The organism is Nostoc sp. UCD121, assembly GCF_014222285.1.
Classification (GTDB): Bacteria; Cyanobacteriota; Cyanobacteriia; order Cyanobacteriales; family Nostocaceae; genus Nostoc.
Genome location: NZ_JACKZS010000157.1, coordinates 1 through 18,451, shown reverse-complemented (window position 1 = coordinate 18,451; position 18,451 = coordinate 1). Strand labels below are relative to the sequence as shown.

Here is an 18,451-nt window from a genome sequence, read left to right as displayed (position 1 = left end):
CCCCCATTCCTCACCGCAAAATGGGACTGCCATGATGATGAACTAAATACCACTTTCCACCAAGACAGTGAAATACATTTGTAGCTGTTGATTGTGCTTCAAGTCTTCTCCCAGAAACGACTTGGAATACATTTTCTCTCAGCACAACATAAGCAATATTATCAAGTATTTCTGTAGCAATTATATCTGTGTTTATTTCGATATAAGCAGTGTTTTTAAATATCTGCTCCCAAGAGATGCGAATCTCCTTCCAACCTCGTAGTATATTACTTCCAGGATGAATACAAAAACTGCCAGTTCCTTGTGACCATACGGTACTCATTATCTCAATATCTTTTCTTTCAAAAGCTCGATAAAAAGCTGCATTAGCCGCTAAAACTTCATCCTTTGTCATGGGGAAATTAATAGTTAGGAGTTAGGAGCTAAAAATTAGGATTTACTAAATTATAACTCTCAAGTTTGACAAATCAATTAGTAATGCCCAATGCCCAATTTCTAAATCTTTTTAACTGTACTAATAATTTGCAATAATTGGCTAGCTGTATAAGGCTTGGATAAAAAGGCTTTGATGCCCATATCATAGGCTGTATTAACTTTATCAGTCGAAGTCAGTCCACTGACGGCAATAATTTTGACATCTGGGTTAATTTTTCGCAGGGTGCGGATAGTAGTTATCCCATCCATAGACGGCATGACCATATCAGTCAAGACAAGAGATATTTCATCTCGATGTTCTGCATATAAGGCTATTGCTTCAATGCCATCGCTAGCTGTCATTGCTTTATAATTATGGCTTTCTAAGGATGTTTTTGTAACGTCTCGAATGGCAGCCTCATCATCTACAACTAAAATTAATTCTCCTTGTCCTGAAGGTAGTCTTTGGTCTTCTTGTTCTATAGTTTCCGCCGCTTCTTGTGCTGGCAAATATACCTTAAATTGGCTACCTTTTCCCTGTTCGCTACATACGTTGATAAAACCGCCGTGGCTTTTAATAATGCCAAGGACTGTAGAAAGACCAAGACCAGTACCTTTATTGATTCTTTTGGTAGTAAAAAATGGATCAAATATGCGATCTAATATTTCTGATTTAATCCCAATTCCTGTATCAGTAACAGTAATAACAACGTAATGACCAACTTTAGCTTCGATATGCATCTTGGCGTAATTTTCATCAATGAAGAGATTTTCCGCCGAAATTTTCAAAGTTCCACCATTTGGCATCGCGTCACGAGCATTAACACATAAATTCATCAGTACCTGATGCAGTTGGGTGGCATCACCAGATACAGTACAAAGATTTTGCGAAATTTGAGTGGAAACTTCAATAGATTTGGGAAATGTTTCTCTAATTATTTGCTGAATTTCTATTATTAAATGCTTTAATTGCAATATTGTACGTTCGCCTTCAAGCCCGCGAGTAAAAGATAATACTTGCTTGACTAAATTTGCCCCGCGTTTAGTGTTTGTAATTAATATTGGCAACAATCGCCGAGAACGCTCATCATGGACTTGTGCCTCTAACAGTTGGGCGGTCATCAAAATGGGCGCAAGAATGTTATTTAAGTCGTGGGCGATACCACTGGCTAAAGTGCCAATGCTTTCTAATCGCTGGGCGCGGAGAAATTGCGCTTCAAGTTGTTTTTTTTCTGTGATATCAGTGTTAACAACGAGGAAGGATTGTGCTTTATTGCCGAATTCATGCACTAGTGTCCAACGGCTTTCGACAATAATTTCTTTACCTGATTTTGTTTTTTGCTGTAATTCGCCCTCCCAAGAGCCATTGTTCATCAAAACATTGAGTGCTTCTCTAACTTTAGACGAATGTTTTTCATGCCAGAGATATCGTGTCTTCTTCTGGAGTGCTTCTTCTTTCTTCCAGCCATACAGACTCTCAGCAGCTTTGTTCCAAAATAAAATTTTATCGTCTAAATCACGCACAAAAATTGCATCAGTGGCAACATCTAGTAAAGCGGCTTGTTCGCGGATTTTATGTTCTGTCTGTTTGCGCTCGATGGCATAGCGGATAGAACGCTCTAACAAAGGTGCAGTCAACTGGCTTTTTTCAAGATAATCTGCGGCTCCGGCTTTCATCGCTTCGATATCTATTTCCCAGTCGCCCTGACCAGTCAGTAAAATTATGGGAGAAGAACACCCGTTGGCAATTGCTTCGCGTAAAAGTTCCAGTCCATTGTGTGGCCCCAAACGGTAGTCTACAAGATAAACGTCATGTTGGTGGCGAGCGATCGCATTTCTAGCTGCTTCATAATTATTCACCCACTCCAACTCGCAGTCTGCTACCTGAAATTCACTGAACCAGTAACGAGTCAAAATATAGTCATCTTCGTCATCATCAATGAACAAAACTTTGATATGGCTGTTGTCCATGTTTTTCTCCCACTGCTTCTAGTGGTAGTTTCACGATTTCAAACCAGTATTTGACTAGAGTATCCATGACCTCGACCAATGAGGCAAAAGGCGCTGGCTTAATGATGAAGGAGTTCGCACCTAAATCATAAGTATTGTATATATCTTCTTCTCTTCGCGATGTTGTCAGTATTACAACTGGAATTTGCCGCAGTTGGGGGTCAGATTTTATCTCTTGGAGTGCCTCAAGACCGTTAATTCTCGGTAGATTCAAATCTAATAAAATCAAACCAGGATGTGGTAAGCTACTTCTGTTTGCATATCGGCCACGATGGTACAAATAATCCATCAACTCTTCACCATTACTTACGATGTATAGTTCAATTGGCACTTGACTCTCTGCCAATGCCTCACGAACCAAGATGCCATCGTCTTCATCGTCATCAACCATTAAGATAGTGAGATTTTTTTTTCGACCCTCCACATCGTCTCCTTTGCAGTGATTTATTATTATGAATCAAGTTATTAACCTGGCATAGATGGTAACTCTTCCATTGACAAAAATCATCACTTATGCAATTTATTTGTTTAGGATATGAAAGTTTTATTTCTTTTCTAATAGAAGGCGATGTCTAACAACAAATGGCTGTGGTGGTAGCCAATAGCCTGAAATAATCGAATCTTATTAATAATTCACATTAGGGTTGATTTGTACAATACATCAGTCCTAGAAATTACGAGTGGCAATTGTACAATTAAGCTAGTTTTGGGATTTATTATTAATCCCTCTCCAGGAAGAAAAATCAAGAATGGGAATTAATTGACAATAGGATTGTAAATTTCGCTCCTTGCCCAGGTTTGCTTTGGGCTGTGAGATGCCCATGATGACGCTCAATTATTTTCCGGCAGATAGCTAAACCTATACCAGTGCCTTCGTATTCAATGCTACTATGCAAACGTTGAAAAACATTAAAAATCCGATCAAGATATTTTTCTTCAAAACCAATCCCATTGTCTTCTACGATGATTTGGCAAAGTTCAGAATTACTAGATATGTTATCTGCTTGATTGTTTAATATCTTACTATAGATTTTGATAACTGGTGGTATTTGTGGGCGATGAAATTTGAGGGCGTTACCAATCAGATTTTGCAACAATTGACGCATCTGTATAGGATCAGCTTGAATAGTGGGTAACTCTCCTATTTCTACACTTCCTCCAGTTTGCTGCACATAAATTTCTAAATCAGACAATACCTCTTGGGCAATCTTTGTCAGATTTACTGATACAAAAGGTTGGGCTCTGGTAGTCACTCGTGAAAGTGTTAACAAGTCTTCAATTAATGTCTGCATTCTTGATGCAGCATTCTGCATTCGTTCTAGATAGTCACGTCCTTGTTCGCTTAAGGTGTCGCCACAGGTGCTTTTGAGCCGATCGCCAAAGCTTTTAATTTTACGTAGTGGCTCTTGCAAATCGTGGGAGGCGACAAATGCAAATTGTTTTAGTTCTTCATTAGAACGGGTGAGTTCTTCTCTGTGCCGAGTCTCTTGTTCTAGGATGAGGCTCTGAGTTGAGGCAATGCCTATTTGATCTGCCAGCTGTCGTAAAAGTTCAATTTCCCAGCTAGTCCACTGGCGAGGATGGGCGCACTGATGGGCAATTAGCAGCCCCCACATCTGATTTTTGAGGCAAATCGGGACTACAAGGTTGGCTTTAACGGCGAATCGTTCCAGTAATTCGATGTGGCAAGGTTGAATATCAGCTTCTTTGATATTGTTAATGATACTAATTCTTCCTTGGCGGTATTGGACAACATAATCATCGCGAAAGCAAGGGTCGATAATTTGCTCCCCCAGCACAACAGGTAAACCAGGAACTACTGCTTCTTGAACCGCCATGAAAGAGCCATTTGGCTGTAAACGCAAGATTAATACTCGGTCGGCAAGCAGTAGCTTTTGCACTTCTTTGACACTGGTTTGCAGAATTTCATCGATTTGTAAAGACTGGCGAATTTTTAGGGTGATATTGGCGAATAGTTGCGATCGCAAATTTTGGAGTTCTAATGCTGCTTGGGCACGATCGCGATCGCGCAGTACAGCTTGCCGTTCGCTGATATCCATCATCGCGCCCATCATCCGCACTGGTTTACCTGTTTGGTCATGAACGACATAACCGCGATCGAACATATAGGCATAAGAACCATCGCTGTGACGAAAACGGTATTCATTTGACCAGAATTTTTCACCGCTATCTATCAGTGTCCGCGCTTGGGAGGCGATTCTCTGCCTGTCGTCTGGATGTATATGTTCATACCACCACTGAGCGGTAAATGTTATTTGCTCTTTCGAGTAACCCAGAAGTTTTTCTAAAGCTTGATTCCACCACACCTCATCAGTCAGCAAATCCCAGTCCCATAAAAGATCGTTGGTAGCACGGGCGACTATTTGGAAACGTTCTTCGCTCTGACGCAGTTGTTCTTCTGCCAGTTTTCGTTCAGTGATATCTGTATGGCAACTAGTCATCCGCACAACATTACCATCTTCATCCCACACTGCCTGACCGCGATCCAAAACCCATTTATAGGTGTCATCTTTGCACCGGACTCGATGTTCGCTGATAAAAAACGGGGTAATCTGAGCAAAGTGATCGGCGATCGCTTGTCTCACGAATCCAATATCATCTGGATGTACTCGTGTTGCCCATTCGTCTAAATTATTGGAAATTTCATGTTCTGCGTAACCAAGCATTTCTTTCCAGCGAGTTGAGAAATATACTTGATTATTTTTAACGTTCCAGTCCCAAATGCCATCATTATTGCCCTGCACAGCTAATTGGCAGCGTTCTTCGCTTTCTTTGAGTGCATCTTCCATCCGTTGGCGCTCAATGGCTGTAGCGAGAACATTGGCAACAGCTTGGAGAAGAGAAATGTCATCTTTGGTAAAAGTGTGGTGTCTGGTTGTGTGTGCCCCAAAAACACCAAAAGGTCGCTCTTTGCCATAAATCACTACGCTAATGCCGCTCACTACTTGATGCTCATGTAGCAGTGGTGGCCCATTGAATCGTGTTTCGGTTCGGAGGTCATCAACAATCACTGGTTCCTTGGAAAGTAGGGTGTAACCAGCTTGAGAATTTCTCTCCCCGCTCACGATCGCCTTTCCCACAAGTCCAGGTTGCCAACCGACTCCAGCGCGTAGCAGCAATTTCCGATCGCCTGGCAGTAGTTCCAAAATTTTGCAAAACTCAACTTTGAGACATTGGGCAACAATTGTTACAGATGAGTTCATTAGGGTAGTCAAATCTGCACCAGCTAGAGCCATTTGACTTAGTTCTGCCACCATTGCTTGCTGGTTAGCATGAACTTCTAGGGCCTTCTCCGCTTGCCTGCGCTTGGTGATATCCATGTATACCCCAGATATTTGCACAGCCATACCCGACGTATCTACAAGGACGACTCCTTTGTTTGCTAAAAAACGAATTTTCCCATTGGGTAAAATAACTCGAAATTCAATTTCATATTTGGCTTTATCCTCAACAGCTTGCTGATGCGATCGCCTGACGAAATCGCGATCGTGGGGATGAATGCAGTGGAGAAAAGCTTGATATGTGTAGTTGAAAGTGCCTTTCTCTAAGCCAAAAAGTGCTTCTAGATTATCTGAGCAAGTAATTTTGTTCGTCAACAGATCCCAGTTCCAGGTGCCCATACGAGCAGCATCTAATGCCATCCTGAGTTCGACTTCCCGCAATTGTGCCTGTGTAGCTTGCTGTCTTAATTCCTGTATGGCATGATGAGCTTCCAAAAGACGGCGCAATCTTAGATGTAATATTGGCCATTGAATCGGCTTAGTAATAAAGTCAGTTGCACCCAGAGCAAAAGCTTTATCTACGGTTGCCTGATCGGAAAAAGCAGAAATCATTAACACTGGTGTGTTTTTGCCGTTGGAAAGTGCTTGCAGTTGAGCGCAGCAACTAAACCCATCCATCACCGGCATCATAATATCCAACAGTACTATATCTGGGTGGAGGCGAGTATAGATAGCGATCGCCTCTAGCCCGTTACTTGCTTCTTCTACCTGATACCCTGCATCTGTCAATTGTTTACACAGATGCATTCGCATAAAATTGTCGTCGTCTACAACCAGAATCAGTTTAGTCATTTGCGTTTATCCTGGGAGCGATCGCCCTTCCTTTCACTTTTTCGCATTACTGGGAGGATGTCAACTGATTGTAGCGAGGGGACAGGGAGCAGGGGGAAATTTAACCCAGCTTAGTTGAAGTAGCGGACTCAAACCCATCTTCTGGTTTCATAGCAGGAGTCATTTCCCTCTTCCCCCTGCTCCCTTGCCCACAGCTAAATGTCATGAAACCTTGATATTTATGCCAGAGAGCAACATTATCTAGCAATCAATGTCATGAAAGCATGATATGATGATCTCAGAAAAGCTTATAAATTCGTAATATAGTCAAAAAAGCTATAGAAAACACTTGATCCCTAGATATGCTTAGTGGTTAATATTGACTTAACAAACAGAACTTCTTCGATCCCAAAGAAATGCTAATTTTTGCATAACCAGGAATTGCCTAGAAGTTACCTCAATTTAAAAACAGATTAAAAAACTTAAAACTGGGCAAAACCAGGAGTCAGGAATAAGAAATTCATCTGGATGTGGATGATCTTTTATATAGCATTCTTTAACCAGGGGAAATCATTTACCGCTTAAACTACTGGAGGCCAAAATAATGGCAAAAGAACGCCCGCCACTAGAGGAGATGACCTTACGGCAACTACGAAGAGTTGCCAGCGAATATAGCATCTCTCGCTATAGCCGAATGCGTAAATCACAATTGCTGGCATCAATTTTAGAAGTCCAGCGAAGCAAAACATTGCTCAGTCCATCTCGTTCATTGGAGGCACAGGAAACCGTGGAAGCTGCTAAGTTTGAATTAGGTCAGGAAGATCGTACAGGTGGATCTCTAGCTGATGTTGATGAAGGACTCGCAGATTTGCCTTCTGGCTATGGTGAAAGCCGGATTGTCCTCTTACCACGCGATCCACAGTGGGCTTACACTTATTGGGATATCCCCAATGAACATAAAGAGGAACTGCGCCGCCAAGGGGGACAACAACTCGCGCTACGGATTTATGATGTCACCGACATCAACATCGAATACCAAAGCCCTCACAGCATTCAAGAATATCCGGCTGATGAACTAGCTAGAGAATGGTATCTACCAGTTCCAGTTAGCGATCGCGATTATGTGATAGATATCGGCTATCGTGCTGCTGATGGTCGCTGGTTAGTATTAGCTCGTTCTGCTAGAGTACACATTCCCCCCGTCTATCCTTCAGACTGGATTGAAGATGTCTTCATCACTGTCAACTTTGAAGAAGATTTGCGCGGTAAGACTCAGTACGAACTAGTTCCCCCCGCCAAAAAGATTGCAGCTACCACCAATGGTAATGCTGTGAATACTAACGGTAATCCTATCTATGACCAAATCTTTGGTTTAGCCGAATCTGCTGAAGCGCTACGAGTTGCTGGTTCTATCTTCGGTTCTCAGCATCAAGTACCAGGTTCAGCGCGTCCTGAACAAGCCCTTAGTTCCTACATTTTCCCATCTGGTGTGGGTATGTGGGCAGTTCCCACCGTCTCAGGCTTAACCGCTTCCGGTGCAGGAATGTCAGGTGCTGGCTTCTCCGCTTCCGCCGTCCCAGTGCGTCCGCGCCAGTTCTGGTTAATTGCCGATGCTGAATTGATAGTTTACGGTGCAACCGAACCCGACGCTACCGTAACCATTGGCGGCCGTCCAATTCAGCTAAATCCAGATGGGACATTCCGCTTCCAAATGTCCTTCCAGGATGGTTTAATTGACTATCCAATTCTGGCTGTAGCTGCGGATGGTGAGCAAACTCGGTCAATTCAGATGAAATTTAATCGTGAGACACCATCTCGGAATACTAACTCTAAAGAAGAGGCTATTTTAGAATGGTTCTCTTAAGTTGTAGTTATTCAGATTAATTTCAGACCGAAATTTTAAATTATTCCCCGCTATAGTAATTCTGTAGCGGTTTTTTTGTATTACAAACCTCATCTATGTTGAAACCTAGAGTTTTTTAAAAGATATATTTATTTATGTAGGTTGGGTGGAGTGAAACGCAACCCAACATTACCACCAAATTTTATGTTGGGTTACGCTAAAGCTGCACCCAACTTACAAAACTATAGTAATTCTGTAGCGGTTTTTTGCATTATTATGTCAACTAAAAAATTATTTTTGTTATTTGTCTCAATAATTGGCGCAAGCTTGTTATCAGGTTGTCAACAAATTGAAGCAAATCCAGTCCCCAAAGCATCTAAAACTTGCCCTGGCAAAAATCCTAAATTCAGTATTGATTTTTTTAAAACCAATAATCAAGGTCAAAAAATTTCTAAAGGCATTAACAATGTGATTATTTTTAATCCAAAATCAGCAGAATTAGATTTCAAAGTTAATGTTGGTCTATCTCATAAACTCTACGCCAAAGATGCCAGAGGGAAGCTACGTAAAGAATACATTCCAAAACAGTTTCATGAACTCATCAGTGATGAGAATGCCAAATTGAACGGACAGCTACCTATTGCCGCAATTAATGCTGACTACATAGATACTGATAATAAGCCACAAGGTTTAAATGTCTCTCGTGGTATAGAGTATTCAGGAGCATTTAAAAACAAGCGTTCTTCCTTTGGGATATCAGGAGGTACACCCAACCAGAGGCAGGCTACTATCCAAGCTGGTAGAAGAAAAAACGATATTCTCAATTACAATTTAGTAGGCGGTAATGGCAGATTCTATCGTCAGGGTAAGTTTAAAGATATTTGTCAAGATTTGGGAGAATTTGCTTGTAAAAATGCAACTAATCGCTCTCTAGCAGCTATCACTACTCAAGGCTATGTAATACTATTAGTTAATGACTTGAAAGCTAATTCAGAGATTGAGTTATCTCAACTTAATCAAGAGTTACTGCCAGATATGTTTGATAATGTCTTACAAGGCATTGCTAGCAATAACTGTTTAGGTAATATTCAAGAAGGAATTTTATTTGATGGAGGTATGTCTCCAGGATTGTATTATAACCAGAAAACTTATGTAGAAAATCTTGGGCCAATTGGTTCAGTGTTTTTGATATATAAAAAATGAATAGAGTTTAAAATTATTAAGGTTATTAGGGGTAATTCATGAATTACCCCTACCTCTATTTTTAGTTGAGATGATAGATGGATTTACTTCGTGCTGTAGTAAGTTTACTTCCATATAGCTAAATTTTAAAATACTGACTCTTTGACTTTTTTCAAATTCTCAAGCTTATTTGGATTTACCCAACGATTGACAAATTCGTGGTTATGTTTGTATACCTTGATTTGTACTTGCTTAGAACTTAACTGAACTACTTCGGCGGGAATCCTTTGGACATCGCTAGAATCTGCACGAGCCTTGTAAAGCCAAATGACTTTTTGCCCTACTTGAAAATAGTCAGAATTATTATTTGAAGAAGGTGTTTTTTCTGCCCAAGAGGGGAAAGCAATTACTAAGTTGATTAAAAGCACTAAAACTACTAAAGTGATTTGGAAAAGTTTCATGATCATTGCACTCGTCTTGGGCCTGGTGGGGCAATCAATCTGCTGTTCTAGCATTTAGCTATTCTCCTTCTTGGTTTTATCAAAGTTTAAAGATAGATATACCAAAATTTTTTTGGTAAATTTAGCGTTAGTTTGGTATTTAAATTCTGGCAAGACACCTATTTTTATCTCATACGCAAAACTACACGCTGTAGGGATAATACTCTGAGGGTAGTCTGTTGGAGAACTCGTAAAGTAGATGCTTCTCTAGGTTCCCTACGGGAGACTACGCAAACGCACAGCGTGTCTTAGACAGACACTCCGCGCACCTTGCTTCAACGTAAGAGTATGCGTCTACATAAATTGCCCCTACTGAAAAGAAAGATTTTCAGTATTGTTTGCGTAAGTCTTGTAAAGTTCAAATCTCTACTGATTTTAGGATAAAGCGACTTATAGAATAAAATCAAATAGTCTTGTTTCTTAAAACGATAAATTAAAGTTATGACAATGTGGTGATGCTCTGATTTGAGTTCACAATCTCTATCTCAAGAGCAGTAGACGCAAAATAAGATTTTGTCGTAAAAATTGTTAATATATGGTGCTTTATGAACCTTAATATATGACTCGTAGTGTAAGCCGACTTGTGGCAAAGAAACCTAATATTGGCAAACTAATTTGTGCCCTGCGACAAGAGTTAAATATGTCTAAAGGAAGGTTTACAGCCGAGTTTAGTGTTACTTTCCTAACAATTAACCCTTGGGAAATGGATATGTAAGACCTTATCCCTTAACAATACAGCGAATTAATAATCTACTCAAGGAGTTAAGTGAACGAGGTTAAATTCTTAAGAAAATAGACTCCCGAAAAGAGGACTAGGCATTGTGAGTTATGAATAAGAACTGACCTTGCTTGATAGCTTGGAATATCGATCGACAATAGAAGAGAGCCAAAACAGCAAATTGCCCTAAAAGACGATTTCAATGCTTTGAAAAGTCACGGCAGAGCCTGTATTTAATTGTATATGCCTTTAAATATCCTCTAAAATGACTATTTAGGAGCATCAACGTCTAATTTAAAGTGATTTTGAGAAAAAGACGACTACAGATATAGCCTTTAACCGACGCATGACCAACCGAGAGGAATTAATGAAGAACGAGTCAACGTCAGCAAGCAACGCCGACGTAAATTTCCTTATCGGCGGGGGTGAAATGGGTGCTAGGATGCGAGAATGGGACTGGTCAAAAAGCTCCCTTGGCCCAACACAGCAGTGGCCACAGAGTTTAAAGACTGCCGTGCGAATTATGCTGACTTGCCGCCAACCCATGTTTGTTTGGTGGGGCGAAGAACTGATAAACCTTTATAATGACCCTTATAAAAATATTATTGGCGGCAAACATCCAGAAGCACTTGGGCAGCCAGCTTGCTGCGTGTGGCGGGAAATATGGGATCAGATTGGCCCGCGAGCAGAATCAGCGATGTTGAAGAACGAGGGTACTTACGACGAAGCGCTGCTGCTAATTATGGAGCGCAACGGCTACCCAGAAGAAACCTATTATACTTTTTCATACAGCCCAGTTCCTAATGACCAGGGCGACACAGGCGGGATAATCTGTGCCAATACAGAGGATACTCAGCGCATCATTGGTGAACGCCAGTTAGCACTTTTGCGCGAATTAGCGGCTAGGACAGCAGACGCGCGGACATTCGATCAAGCCTGTACACTAAGTGCAAATTGTCTGGAAAGCAACCCTTACGATTTGCCTTTTGCAATGATTTATCTGGTTGATCCAGATCAGCAACAAGTTTTTCTGGCTGGAACGTGCCGCATCGAACAGAATCATGTAGCAGTCCCTGAAACAGTCGATCTCGATTCTGATTGCGTTTGGCCGTTTGCGGAAGTGATCGAAACGCATCAGGCAAAACTAATTTCTGACTTGGAAGTGTCTTTTAGTAGCTTACCCTGTGGTGTTTGGGAGCGATCGCCCCATCAAGCGATCGCAGTGCCAATTGCACCATCCGGTAAGACCGGAAAAGCTGGTATATTAATTGCTGGGTTGAATCCCTTCAGGCTATTCGACGATAACTATAGAAGATTCATCGATTTAGTTGCGGCTCAAATTGCAGCCAGCATTGCCAACGCCCAAGCTTACGAGGAAGAACGCAAACGCGCCGAAGCCTTGGCAGAAATTGATCGCGCTAAAACTGTCTTTTTCAGCAACGTCAGCCACGAGTTTCGTACCCCTCTAACCCTGATGTTGGGGCCATTAGAGGAAACCTTAGCTAATTGTGCCAACCTACTGCCAGCCAACGAGCGAGAGCAGTTAGAAATGGTGCAACGAAATGGACTCCGCCTGCTAAAACTGGTTAACAGTCTGCTAGATTTCTCGCGCATCGAAGCCGGACGGGTTCAAGCTTCATACCAACCCACCGATCTGGCCACTTTCACCGCAGAACTAGCTAGTGTATTTCGTTCAGCAGTAGAACGCGCAGGGATGGAATTATCAGTCAATTGTCCTTCCCTTCCAGCACCAGTGTATGTAGATCGGGAAATGTGGGAAAAGATTGTTCTTAACCTGCTCTCCAATGCCTTCAAGTTCACGATGACTGGAGAAATCGCGGTAAGCTTGCAGTGGGCAAACGACCATATTGAGTTTGCAGTCAAAGATACAGGAATCGGTATCCCGGCAGAAGAAATTCCCCATCTTTTTGAACGATTCCACCGCGTCAAAGGGGCACAAGGACGAACTTTTGAAGGGTCAGGAATTGGATTGTCGCTGGTGCAAGAATTGGTGCAAATGCATGGTGGAACAGTCAAAGTAACCAGTGTTATAGAAGCAGGTAGTTGCTTTACTGTATCAATTCCAACGGGATATGCTCATTTGCCTCCAGACCGGATTAGCGCCCCTCGAACCTTAGCTTCAACTGCGTTAGGTGCAACCCCCTATCTAGAAGAAGCTCTGCGTTGGCTACCCGAAGAAGGGAATAGGGAACAGGGAATAGGGAATAGGGAACAGGGAATAGGGAATAGGGAGGAATCTTACCTGTCACCTGTCACCTATAACCTGTCACCTTCTTCTCCCCGAATTCTCCTGGCTGATGATAATGCAGATATGCGCGATTATGTCAAGCGGCTGTTAAGTCAGCAGTATGAGGTGGAATCAGTGGCGGACGGTTTAGCGGCTTTGGATTCTGCCCGTGGGCGTGTCCCAGATTTGGTACTGACGGACGTAATGATGCCTGGATTAGATGGCTTTGGACTGCTGCAAGAATTACGGGCCAATCCGCAAACGAAAAAAGTTCCCATCATTCTGCTGTCGGCGCGGGCGGGTGAAGAGGCACGGGTGGAAGGTTTAGAAGCAGGAGCCGATGATTACTTAATTAAACCGTTCTCTGCTCGGGAATTGTTAGCACGGGTGGAGGCAGCCCTAAAAATGGCTCGTCTCCGTGAGGAGGCAATGCAACGAGAGCAAGGGCTACGAATTGAAGCTGAGGTCGCAAAAGCACACTTAGAAACTGTCCTCGCTGGCATCCAAGACCAATTTTTTGTGTTGGATCGGCAGTGGAATTATACCTTTGTCAACGATCGCGTCGCAGAAGTTGTGGGCATCCAAAAGGAAGAGTTGCTAGATCGGATGATTTGGGAACTGTTTCCAGACGTGGCCAAAAGCGAGTTTTATACCCAAGTTCATCGGGCGATGGCAGAACAGACGGTTGTTCGGTTTGAATACTTTTATCCTACTTGGCAACGTTGGTTTGAGAATCGCGTCTACCCCTTTGGTGAAGGAGTAAGCATCTTTGTTACAGAGATCAGCGATCGCAAACAGGCAGAGAAAGCACTTCGTGAAAGCGAAGAACAGTTCCGCAACATGGCTGATAATGCCCCCTTCATGGTTTGGGTAACAGATACCAATAGCAACTGCACCTATCTGAGCAAAAGCTGGTATGACTTTACCGGTCAAAGGGAAGAAACGGGCCTGGGATTGGGTTGGTTAAACGCCATACATCCAGAAGATTACGATGAGGTTAGGAATATTTTCCTGGAAACTAGCAAGCGGTGTGAGGCTTTCCGTATGGAGTACCGCTTGCAGCGCAAAGATGGCGAGTATCGCTGGACAATCGATGCTGCTAATCCTTGGTTTGGGGTGGACGGTCAATTTAAAGGTTACATTGGCTCAATGATTGACATTACCGAACGCAAAACAGCAGAAGCCGAACGCGATCGCCTTCTGGAACTTGAGCAAGCTGCCAGAACTGAAGCCGAAACAGCCAACCGGATTAAAGATGAGTTTTTGGCGGTGCTTTCCCATGAATTGCGATCGCCTCTCAATCCCATTCTTGGTTGGGCAAGACTCTTACAAACCCGTGAATTTCAGCCAGCAGAGATCAGAAAAGCGATTGCAACCATCGAGCGGAATGCTAAATTACAAGCTCAACTCATCGAAGATTTGCTTGATGTCTCTCGGATATTACAAGGCAAGCTCAATCTGAAGATGTTTCCCGTCAACTTAATACTGGTGATTGAGGCGGGATTAGAGACAGTACGTTTGGCAGCAGAGGCTAAAGATATTCAAATTCAGACAATTCTAGATGCTTCTTTGGGGCAAGTTTTAGGTGATTCTGATCGCTTACAACAAGTAATCTGGAATCTGTTATCGAATGCCGTCAAATTCACTCCTGAAGAAGGAAAAATTAATATTCAACTGGAACGCATTGATTCTCAAGCTCAGATTACCGTCAGCGATACAGGTAAAGGAATCAACCCTGAATTTCTCCCTCATGTATTTGAATATTTTCGTCAGGCTGATGGCACAACAACCCGAAGGTTTGGTGGTTTGGGGTTAGGGTTAGCAATTGTCCGTCATTTGATAGAATTACATGGTGGCACGATTTGGGCAGAAAGTTTAGGGGAAGGGCAAGGAGCTATTTTTAGAGTTAGGCTACCCCTGATCAAAAAACAGTTAACCCCAAAACAACAGATAGATATTGACCCTATAAATGCTTCTTCTCCAACTGAAATTCTTACAGGCACTCAAATCTTAGTTGTAGACGATGACGATGATACCCGTGAGTTTCATACATTTGTCCTAGAACAGGCTGGAGCAAATGTAATTGCTGTGGCATCAGCAAAAGAAGCACTGCAAGCATTGGCGGAGTCAGAACCAGATATTTTGCTCAGTGATATTGGAATGCCAGAGACAGATGGCTATATGCTAATGCGCCAAATTAGAGCATTGCAGCTAAAGCAAGCTAAACATATTCCCGCGATCGCTTTAACTGCTTATGCGGGAGAAATCAACCAGCAACAAGCGATCGCATCAGGATTTCAAAGGCATTTGTCTAAACCCGTTGAACCAGATGAGTTAGTTAAGGCAATTGCAACTCTGATTGGTAGGAATGGCTGAGTTTCTAACAAGCAGGGGGCAGGGGGCAGGAGGCAGGGGGAAAGAGGGTTATTGCACAGATGCGGTAATCATAACTAATTAACCGGATATGATATCAGCGATCGCTAAGATTGATAATCAGCAAAAAACTATTGAAAAAGAAGCAAGGAGGCAGAGAGTAGGGGTAATCAAACCCATACTCCAATACGGTTCAGTTAAGGCTTAACGCTTTGTCAAAGTAAATTTTTTTAACGAACCGCTAAGGACGCAAAGTACGCAAAGGAAGAGGAAGGAAGAAATTCTTAACTGAACTGTATTGACCCATACTCCGCCTTGCTTCGCAGAAGGAAACAAGGGTCATTTCCCCCTGCCCGAATAAGTCTTTAAGCGAACATGATATGACTTATGACTAATCCTCTAAGAAATCAGGCAGCGTCGTCACTTCAAACCAATATTCTACAAGCATCTGAATATCTCGTTTCAGTTGAGCAAAATTGATTGGCTTAACAATATAGCTGTTGACACCGTATTGATAACATACTTCAATATCTTTGGGATTGTTAGAGGTAGTAAACACCACCACCGGAATCATTTTCAAGCTGTCATCCTGTTTAATCCGGCGCAATACTTCTCGTCCATCGGTTCCGGGCAGGTTCAAATCCAGGACAATCAAGCCGGGACGGGGCGCACTTTCGCGCTCAATATACCTGCCAGTCCGATAAAGAAATGCTAAAGCTTGCTCTCCATTCACACACCGTTGGATGGCGATCGCAACGGAAGATCGTCCGAGAAATCTTTGCAGTGCCTCAAAGTCTTCGTTGCTATCCTCCACAATTAAAAGTAGGGGCGTTTGCTGGATTGGGGAGACTGAAATGCGAGTCATCTATTTGCCTCCGCCGACAGGGTAAAGTAAAATGTGCTGCCAAGAGTTGGGATAGATTCCACCCAAATTCTACCACCATGCCGTTCCACAATTTTGCGGGCAATGGTTAACCCTACGCCAGTTCCACCTCCAAAGTCGTCCCGCCCATGTAAGCGGCGGAAGATTTGAAAGATTTTGTCAAGATGTTCTTCTGAAATGCCAATGCCGTTATCACGAACGTAGAAAGTCAGAGAAGTGGGAGAAATTTTGCTTTCGCCATTTCCTTCAACGCAACCAATTTCAACCCACTTTTGCGGTTTATCATTGTACTTAATAGCATTGCTAATTAGGTTGCTGAAAAGTTCATTAATCTGAGCGCGATCGCATTGAACGCTTCTTAGAGGTTGAGGAATGCGAAACTCGACTTCGCTTTGGGGTCGGGCTATGGTCAAAGTGCCGATTACCTGTTGCACTACGTCATTCAGATTCACTGGTTGCCGAATCAGTTCGGCGCGTCCCAAGCGGGAGAAATGGAGGAGTGAGTTGATCAAGTCTTCCATTCGCTGCGTCAGACGCACCAGAGTTTGGAGTTTGGCAATTCCATTCTCATCCAATACGTCTGCATAGTCTTCCATTAAAAAGTTGGCATAGTTGTGAATGCCCCGCAGAGGTTCCTTCAAGTCATGAGAGGCAACGTAGGCAAAGGAATCGAGTTCTTCGTTACTCCGTTGTAATTCAAAATTCATCGATGCCAGTTTGTCTGCTTGGCGCAACACAACACCCACAACTAGGCTTCGCAGTTCAGTAACCGCTTCAACTTCGCAAGGTTTCCAAGGTAGGGCACATCCTTTCACAGTTTCTTGCCACAATGCAAAAGATTTGCGAGGAGATATCCGTAAACTGCCATCTGACAGAACTTCTACAGGTTTGTTGGGGTTGCCGCCCCAATTCACGCTTTGAATTACTTCTGGACGAAACCAGAGAATATAATTGTGATGAACTCTAGAAATTTCCAGGGCTAACACTCCACTGGCGATCGCTTGATATGACTCGGCGGCAGGATAATTTTTTGTGAGCGATCGCGTCTCAAACAAGTTATGATAAATCTGCGGTTTAATCCAATCGAGTAAGGCATGAACCTCTTCCTCAGAGGGTGTTTTACCCACTCGAATACACTGGTCGCCACTGCATATCGCCGCTCCCGTGGCTGTAACCAGATTAAGTAATTGAGATTTTAGTTGCACCATCCCATCCAAAAAATACTCAGCCTGAGATAACTCTTCAACAAATTGAGTTTGCAATGATTTCAATTGGCTTTTGTAATCAATGTCTTCACTCGCTTCTTTGTTGGCCAGTTCCACAGACATCACCTGTCCAATGAACTCGCACACAGTGCGAATATTGTAAGAAATATATTTAGGCGAAGAATGATGACAGGCAATCAATCCCCAAAGCTTTTTTTCGTGCATCAGAGAAATAGACATAGAGGCAGTAACGCCCATATTTTGCAGATACTCTAGATGAATTGGAGAAACACTCCGCAACACCGATAAACTCAGATCGAGGGGTTGATTTGTTAAAGGATTGTTCGCTGGAATTAAGGCAACAGGCTGGTAACTGGCATCAGGAATCAGCCGCAGCCAGTTAAGAGTGTATAGCTGTCGGGCTTGCTTGGGAATGTCAGAGGGTGGATAGTGCAAGTCCAGATAGGGCGTTTCCTGATTGGTGTCTTCAGCGATGACGCTACCTGCCCCTTCTTGATCAAATTTATAGACTATGACGCGTTCAAAGCCAGTGATTCGTCGGACTTCTGTCACCACAGTCTGGCACATTTCCAGTAGTGTGGGTGCTTTTTGAATGCGGGTTATTGTTCCTCTTACCTGTTGATAGAAGTCAAAAAAGCCTATTTGTCCCTTCGCTTGTTTCGGCTCCAATTCCAGAATAATGATATTATCTAAACGATGTACAATACCATCAAAATAGATTGATTTGTTTAGGCGCTTGATAGACAAGTTGAGGGGATTGATGCTCTCAAAATCTTCCGCTAGACATTGTTGAATCAGCTTAATTTGCGTGGCATTGAATAAGTATGACAGAGGCTTGCCCAGCAATTCTTCTGGTTGACGGGCAACAACTTCCTGGCTATTGCTACTTACCTGAATGATTTCCCTGACTTTTCACGGGATGTGGAAAAGGGGATTGGTTCGCGACCAGCTATCGCGAACCAATCCTCTGGACTTAAGATA

The 18,451-nt window shown here is 42.8% G+C and carries 11 protein-coding genes; 4 read left to right on the top strand and 7 right to left on the bottom strand.

Going from position 1 to position 18,451, the window contains the following annotated elements; translation table 11 throughout:
• Nucleotides 1–10: 10 nt before the first annotated feature.
• The 4 genes from GNF10_RS26015 to GNF10_RS26000 form a co-directional block, all read right to left on the bottom strand.
• Complete coding sequence (locus tag GNF10_RS26015) at nucleotides 11–394, bottom strand: nuclear transport factor 2 family protein (protein ID WP_185580901.1); 384 nt, start codon at nucleotides 392–394, stop codon at nucleotides 11–13.
• A gap of 101 nt (nucleotides 395–495) precedes the next feature.
• Nucleotides 496–2,385: a response regulator gene (locus GNF10_RS26010; RefSeq protein WP_185580900.1), complete on the bottom strand. Its 1,890-nt coding sequence runs from the start codon at nucleotides 2,383–2,385 to the stop codon at nucleotides 496–498.
• Nucleotides 2,351–2,848 carry a response regulator gene (locus tag GNF10_RS26005; RefSeq protein WP_185580899.1) on the bottom strand — a complete coding sequence of 166 codons (498 nt, stop codon included), beginning with the start codon at nucleotides 2,846–2,848 and terminating at the stop codon, nucleotides 2,351–2,353. Before GNF10_RS26005 ends, GNF10_RS26010 begins: the two co-directional genes overlap by 35 nt.
• A 319-nt stretch (nucleotides 2,849–3,167) precedes the next feature.
• Nucleotides 3,168–6,518 carry a PAS domain-containing protein gene (locus tag GNF10_RS26000; RefSeq protein ID WP_185580898.1) on the bottom strand — a complete coding sequence of 1,117 codons (3,351 nt, stop codon included), beginning with the start codon at nucleotides 6,516–6,518 and terminating at the stop codon, nucleotides 3,168–3,170.
• A gap of 583 nt (nucleotides 6,519–7,101) precedes the next feature.
• On the opposite strand from GNF10_RS26000, the gene GNF10_RS25995 reads away from it, so the two are divergent.
• Complete coding sequence (locus GNF10_RS25995) at nucleotides 7,102–8,361, top strand: DUF4912 domain-containing protein (protein WP_185580897.1); 1,260 nt, start codon at nucleotides 7,102–7,104, stop codon at nucleotides 8,359–8,361.
• Nucleotides 8,362–8,616: 255 nt separating this feature from the next.
• A complete protein-coding gene (locus GNF10_RS25990; protein WP_185592170.1) occupies nucleotides 8,617–9,543 on the top strand; it encodes a phosphodiester glycosidase family protein in 927 nt (308 codons plus the stop codon).
• Between the two features lie 125 nt (nucleotides 9,544–9,668).
• On the opposite strand, the gene GNF10_RS25985 is transcribed toward GNF10_RS25990, so the two are convergent.
• Nucleotides 9,669–9,983: a hypothetical protein gene (locus tag GNF10_RS25985; protein WP_185592172.1), complete on the bottom strand. Its 315-nt coding sequence runs from the start codon at nucleotides 9,981–9,983 to the stop codon at nucleotides 9,669–9,671.
• 598 nt (nucleotides 9,984–10,581) lie between these two features.
• On the opposite strand from GNF10_RS25985, the gene GNF10_RS25980 reads away from it, so the two are divergent.
• On the top strand, nucleotides 10,582–10,737 hold the full coding sequence (locus GNF10_RS25980) for an XRE family transcriptional regulator (RefSeq protein WP_185581428.1): 156 nt from the start codon (nucleotides 10,582–10,584) through the stop codon (nucleotides 10,735–10,737).
• A 370-nt stretch (nucleotides 10,738–11,107) separates the two neighbouring features.
• Entirely contained in the window at nucleotides 11,108–15,364 is a 4,257-nt protein-coding gene (locus GNF10_RS25975) for an ATP-binding protein (RefSeq protein ID WP_185581429.1), read from the top strand.
• A gap of 388 nt (nucleotides 15,365–15,752) precedes the next feature.
• Here GNF10_RS25975 and GNF10_RS25970 read toward each other — a convergent pair whose 3' ends face one another.
• Nucleotides 15,753–16,226, bottom strand: a complete 474-nt coding sequence (locus GNF10_RS25970; protein ID WP_185581430.1) for a response regulator — start codon at nucleotides 16,224–16,226, stop codon at nucleotides 15,753–15,755.
• Nucleotides 16,223–18,367 (bottom strand): ATP-binding protein, encoded by a 2,145-nt coding sequence (locus tag GNF10_RS39340; RefSeq protein ID WP_311774215.1) that lies wholly within the window; start codon nucleotides 18,365–18,367, stop codon nucleotides 16,223–16,225. Before GNF10_RS39340 ends, GNF10_RS25970 begins: the two co-directional genes overlap by 4 nt.
• Nucleotides 18,368–18,451: the final 84 nt, after the last annotated feature.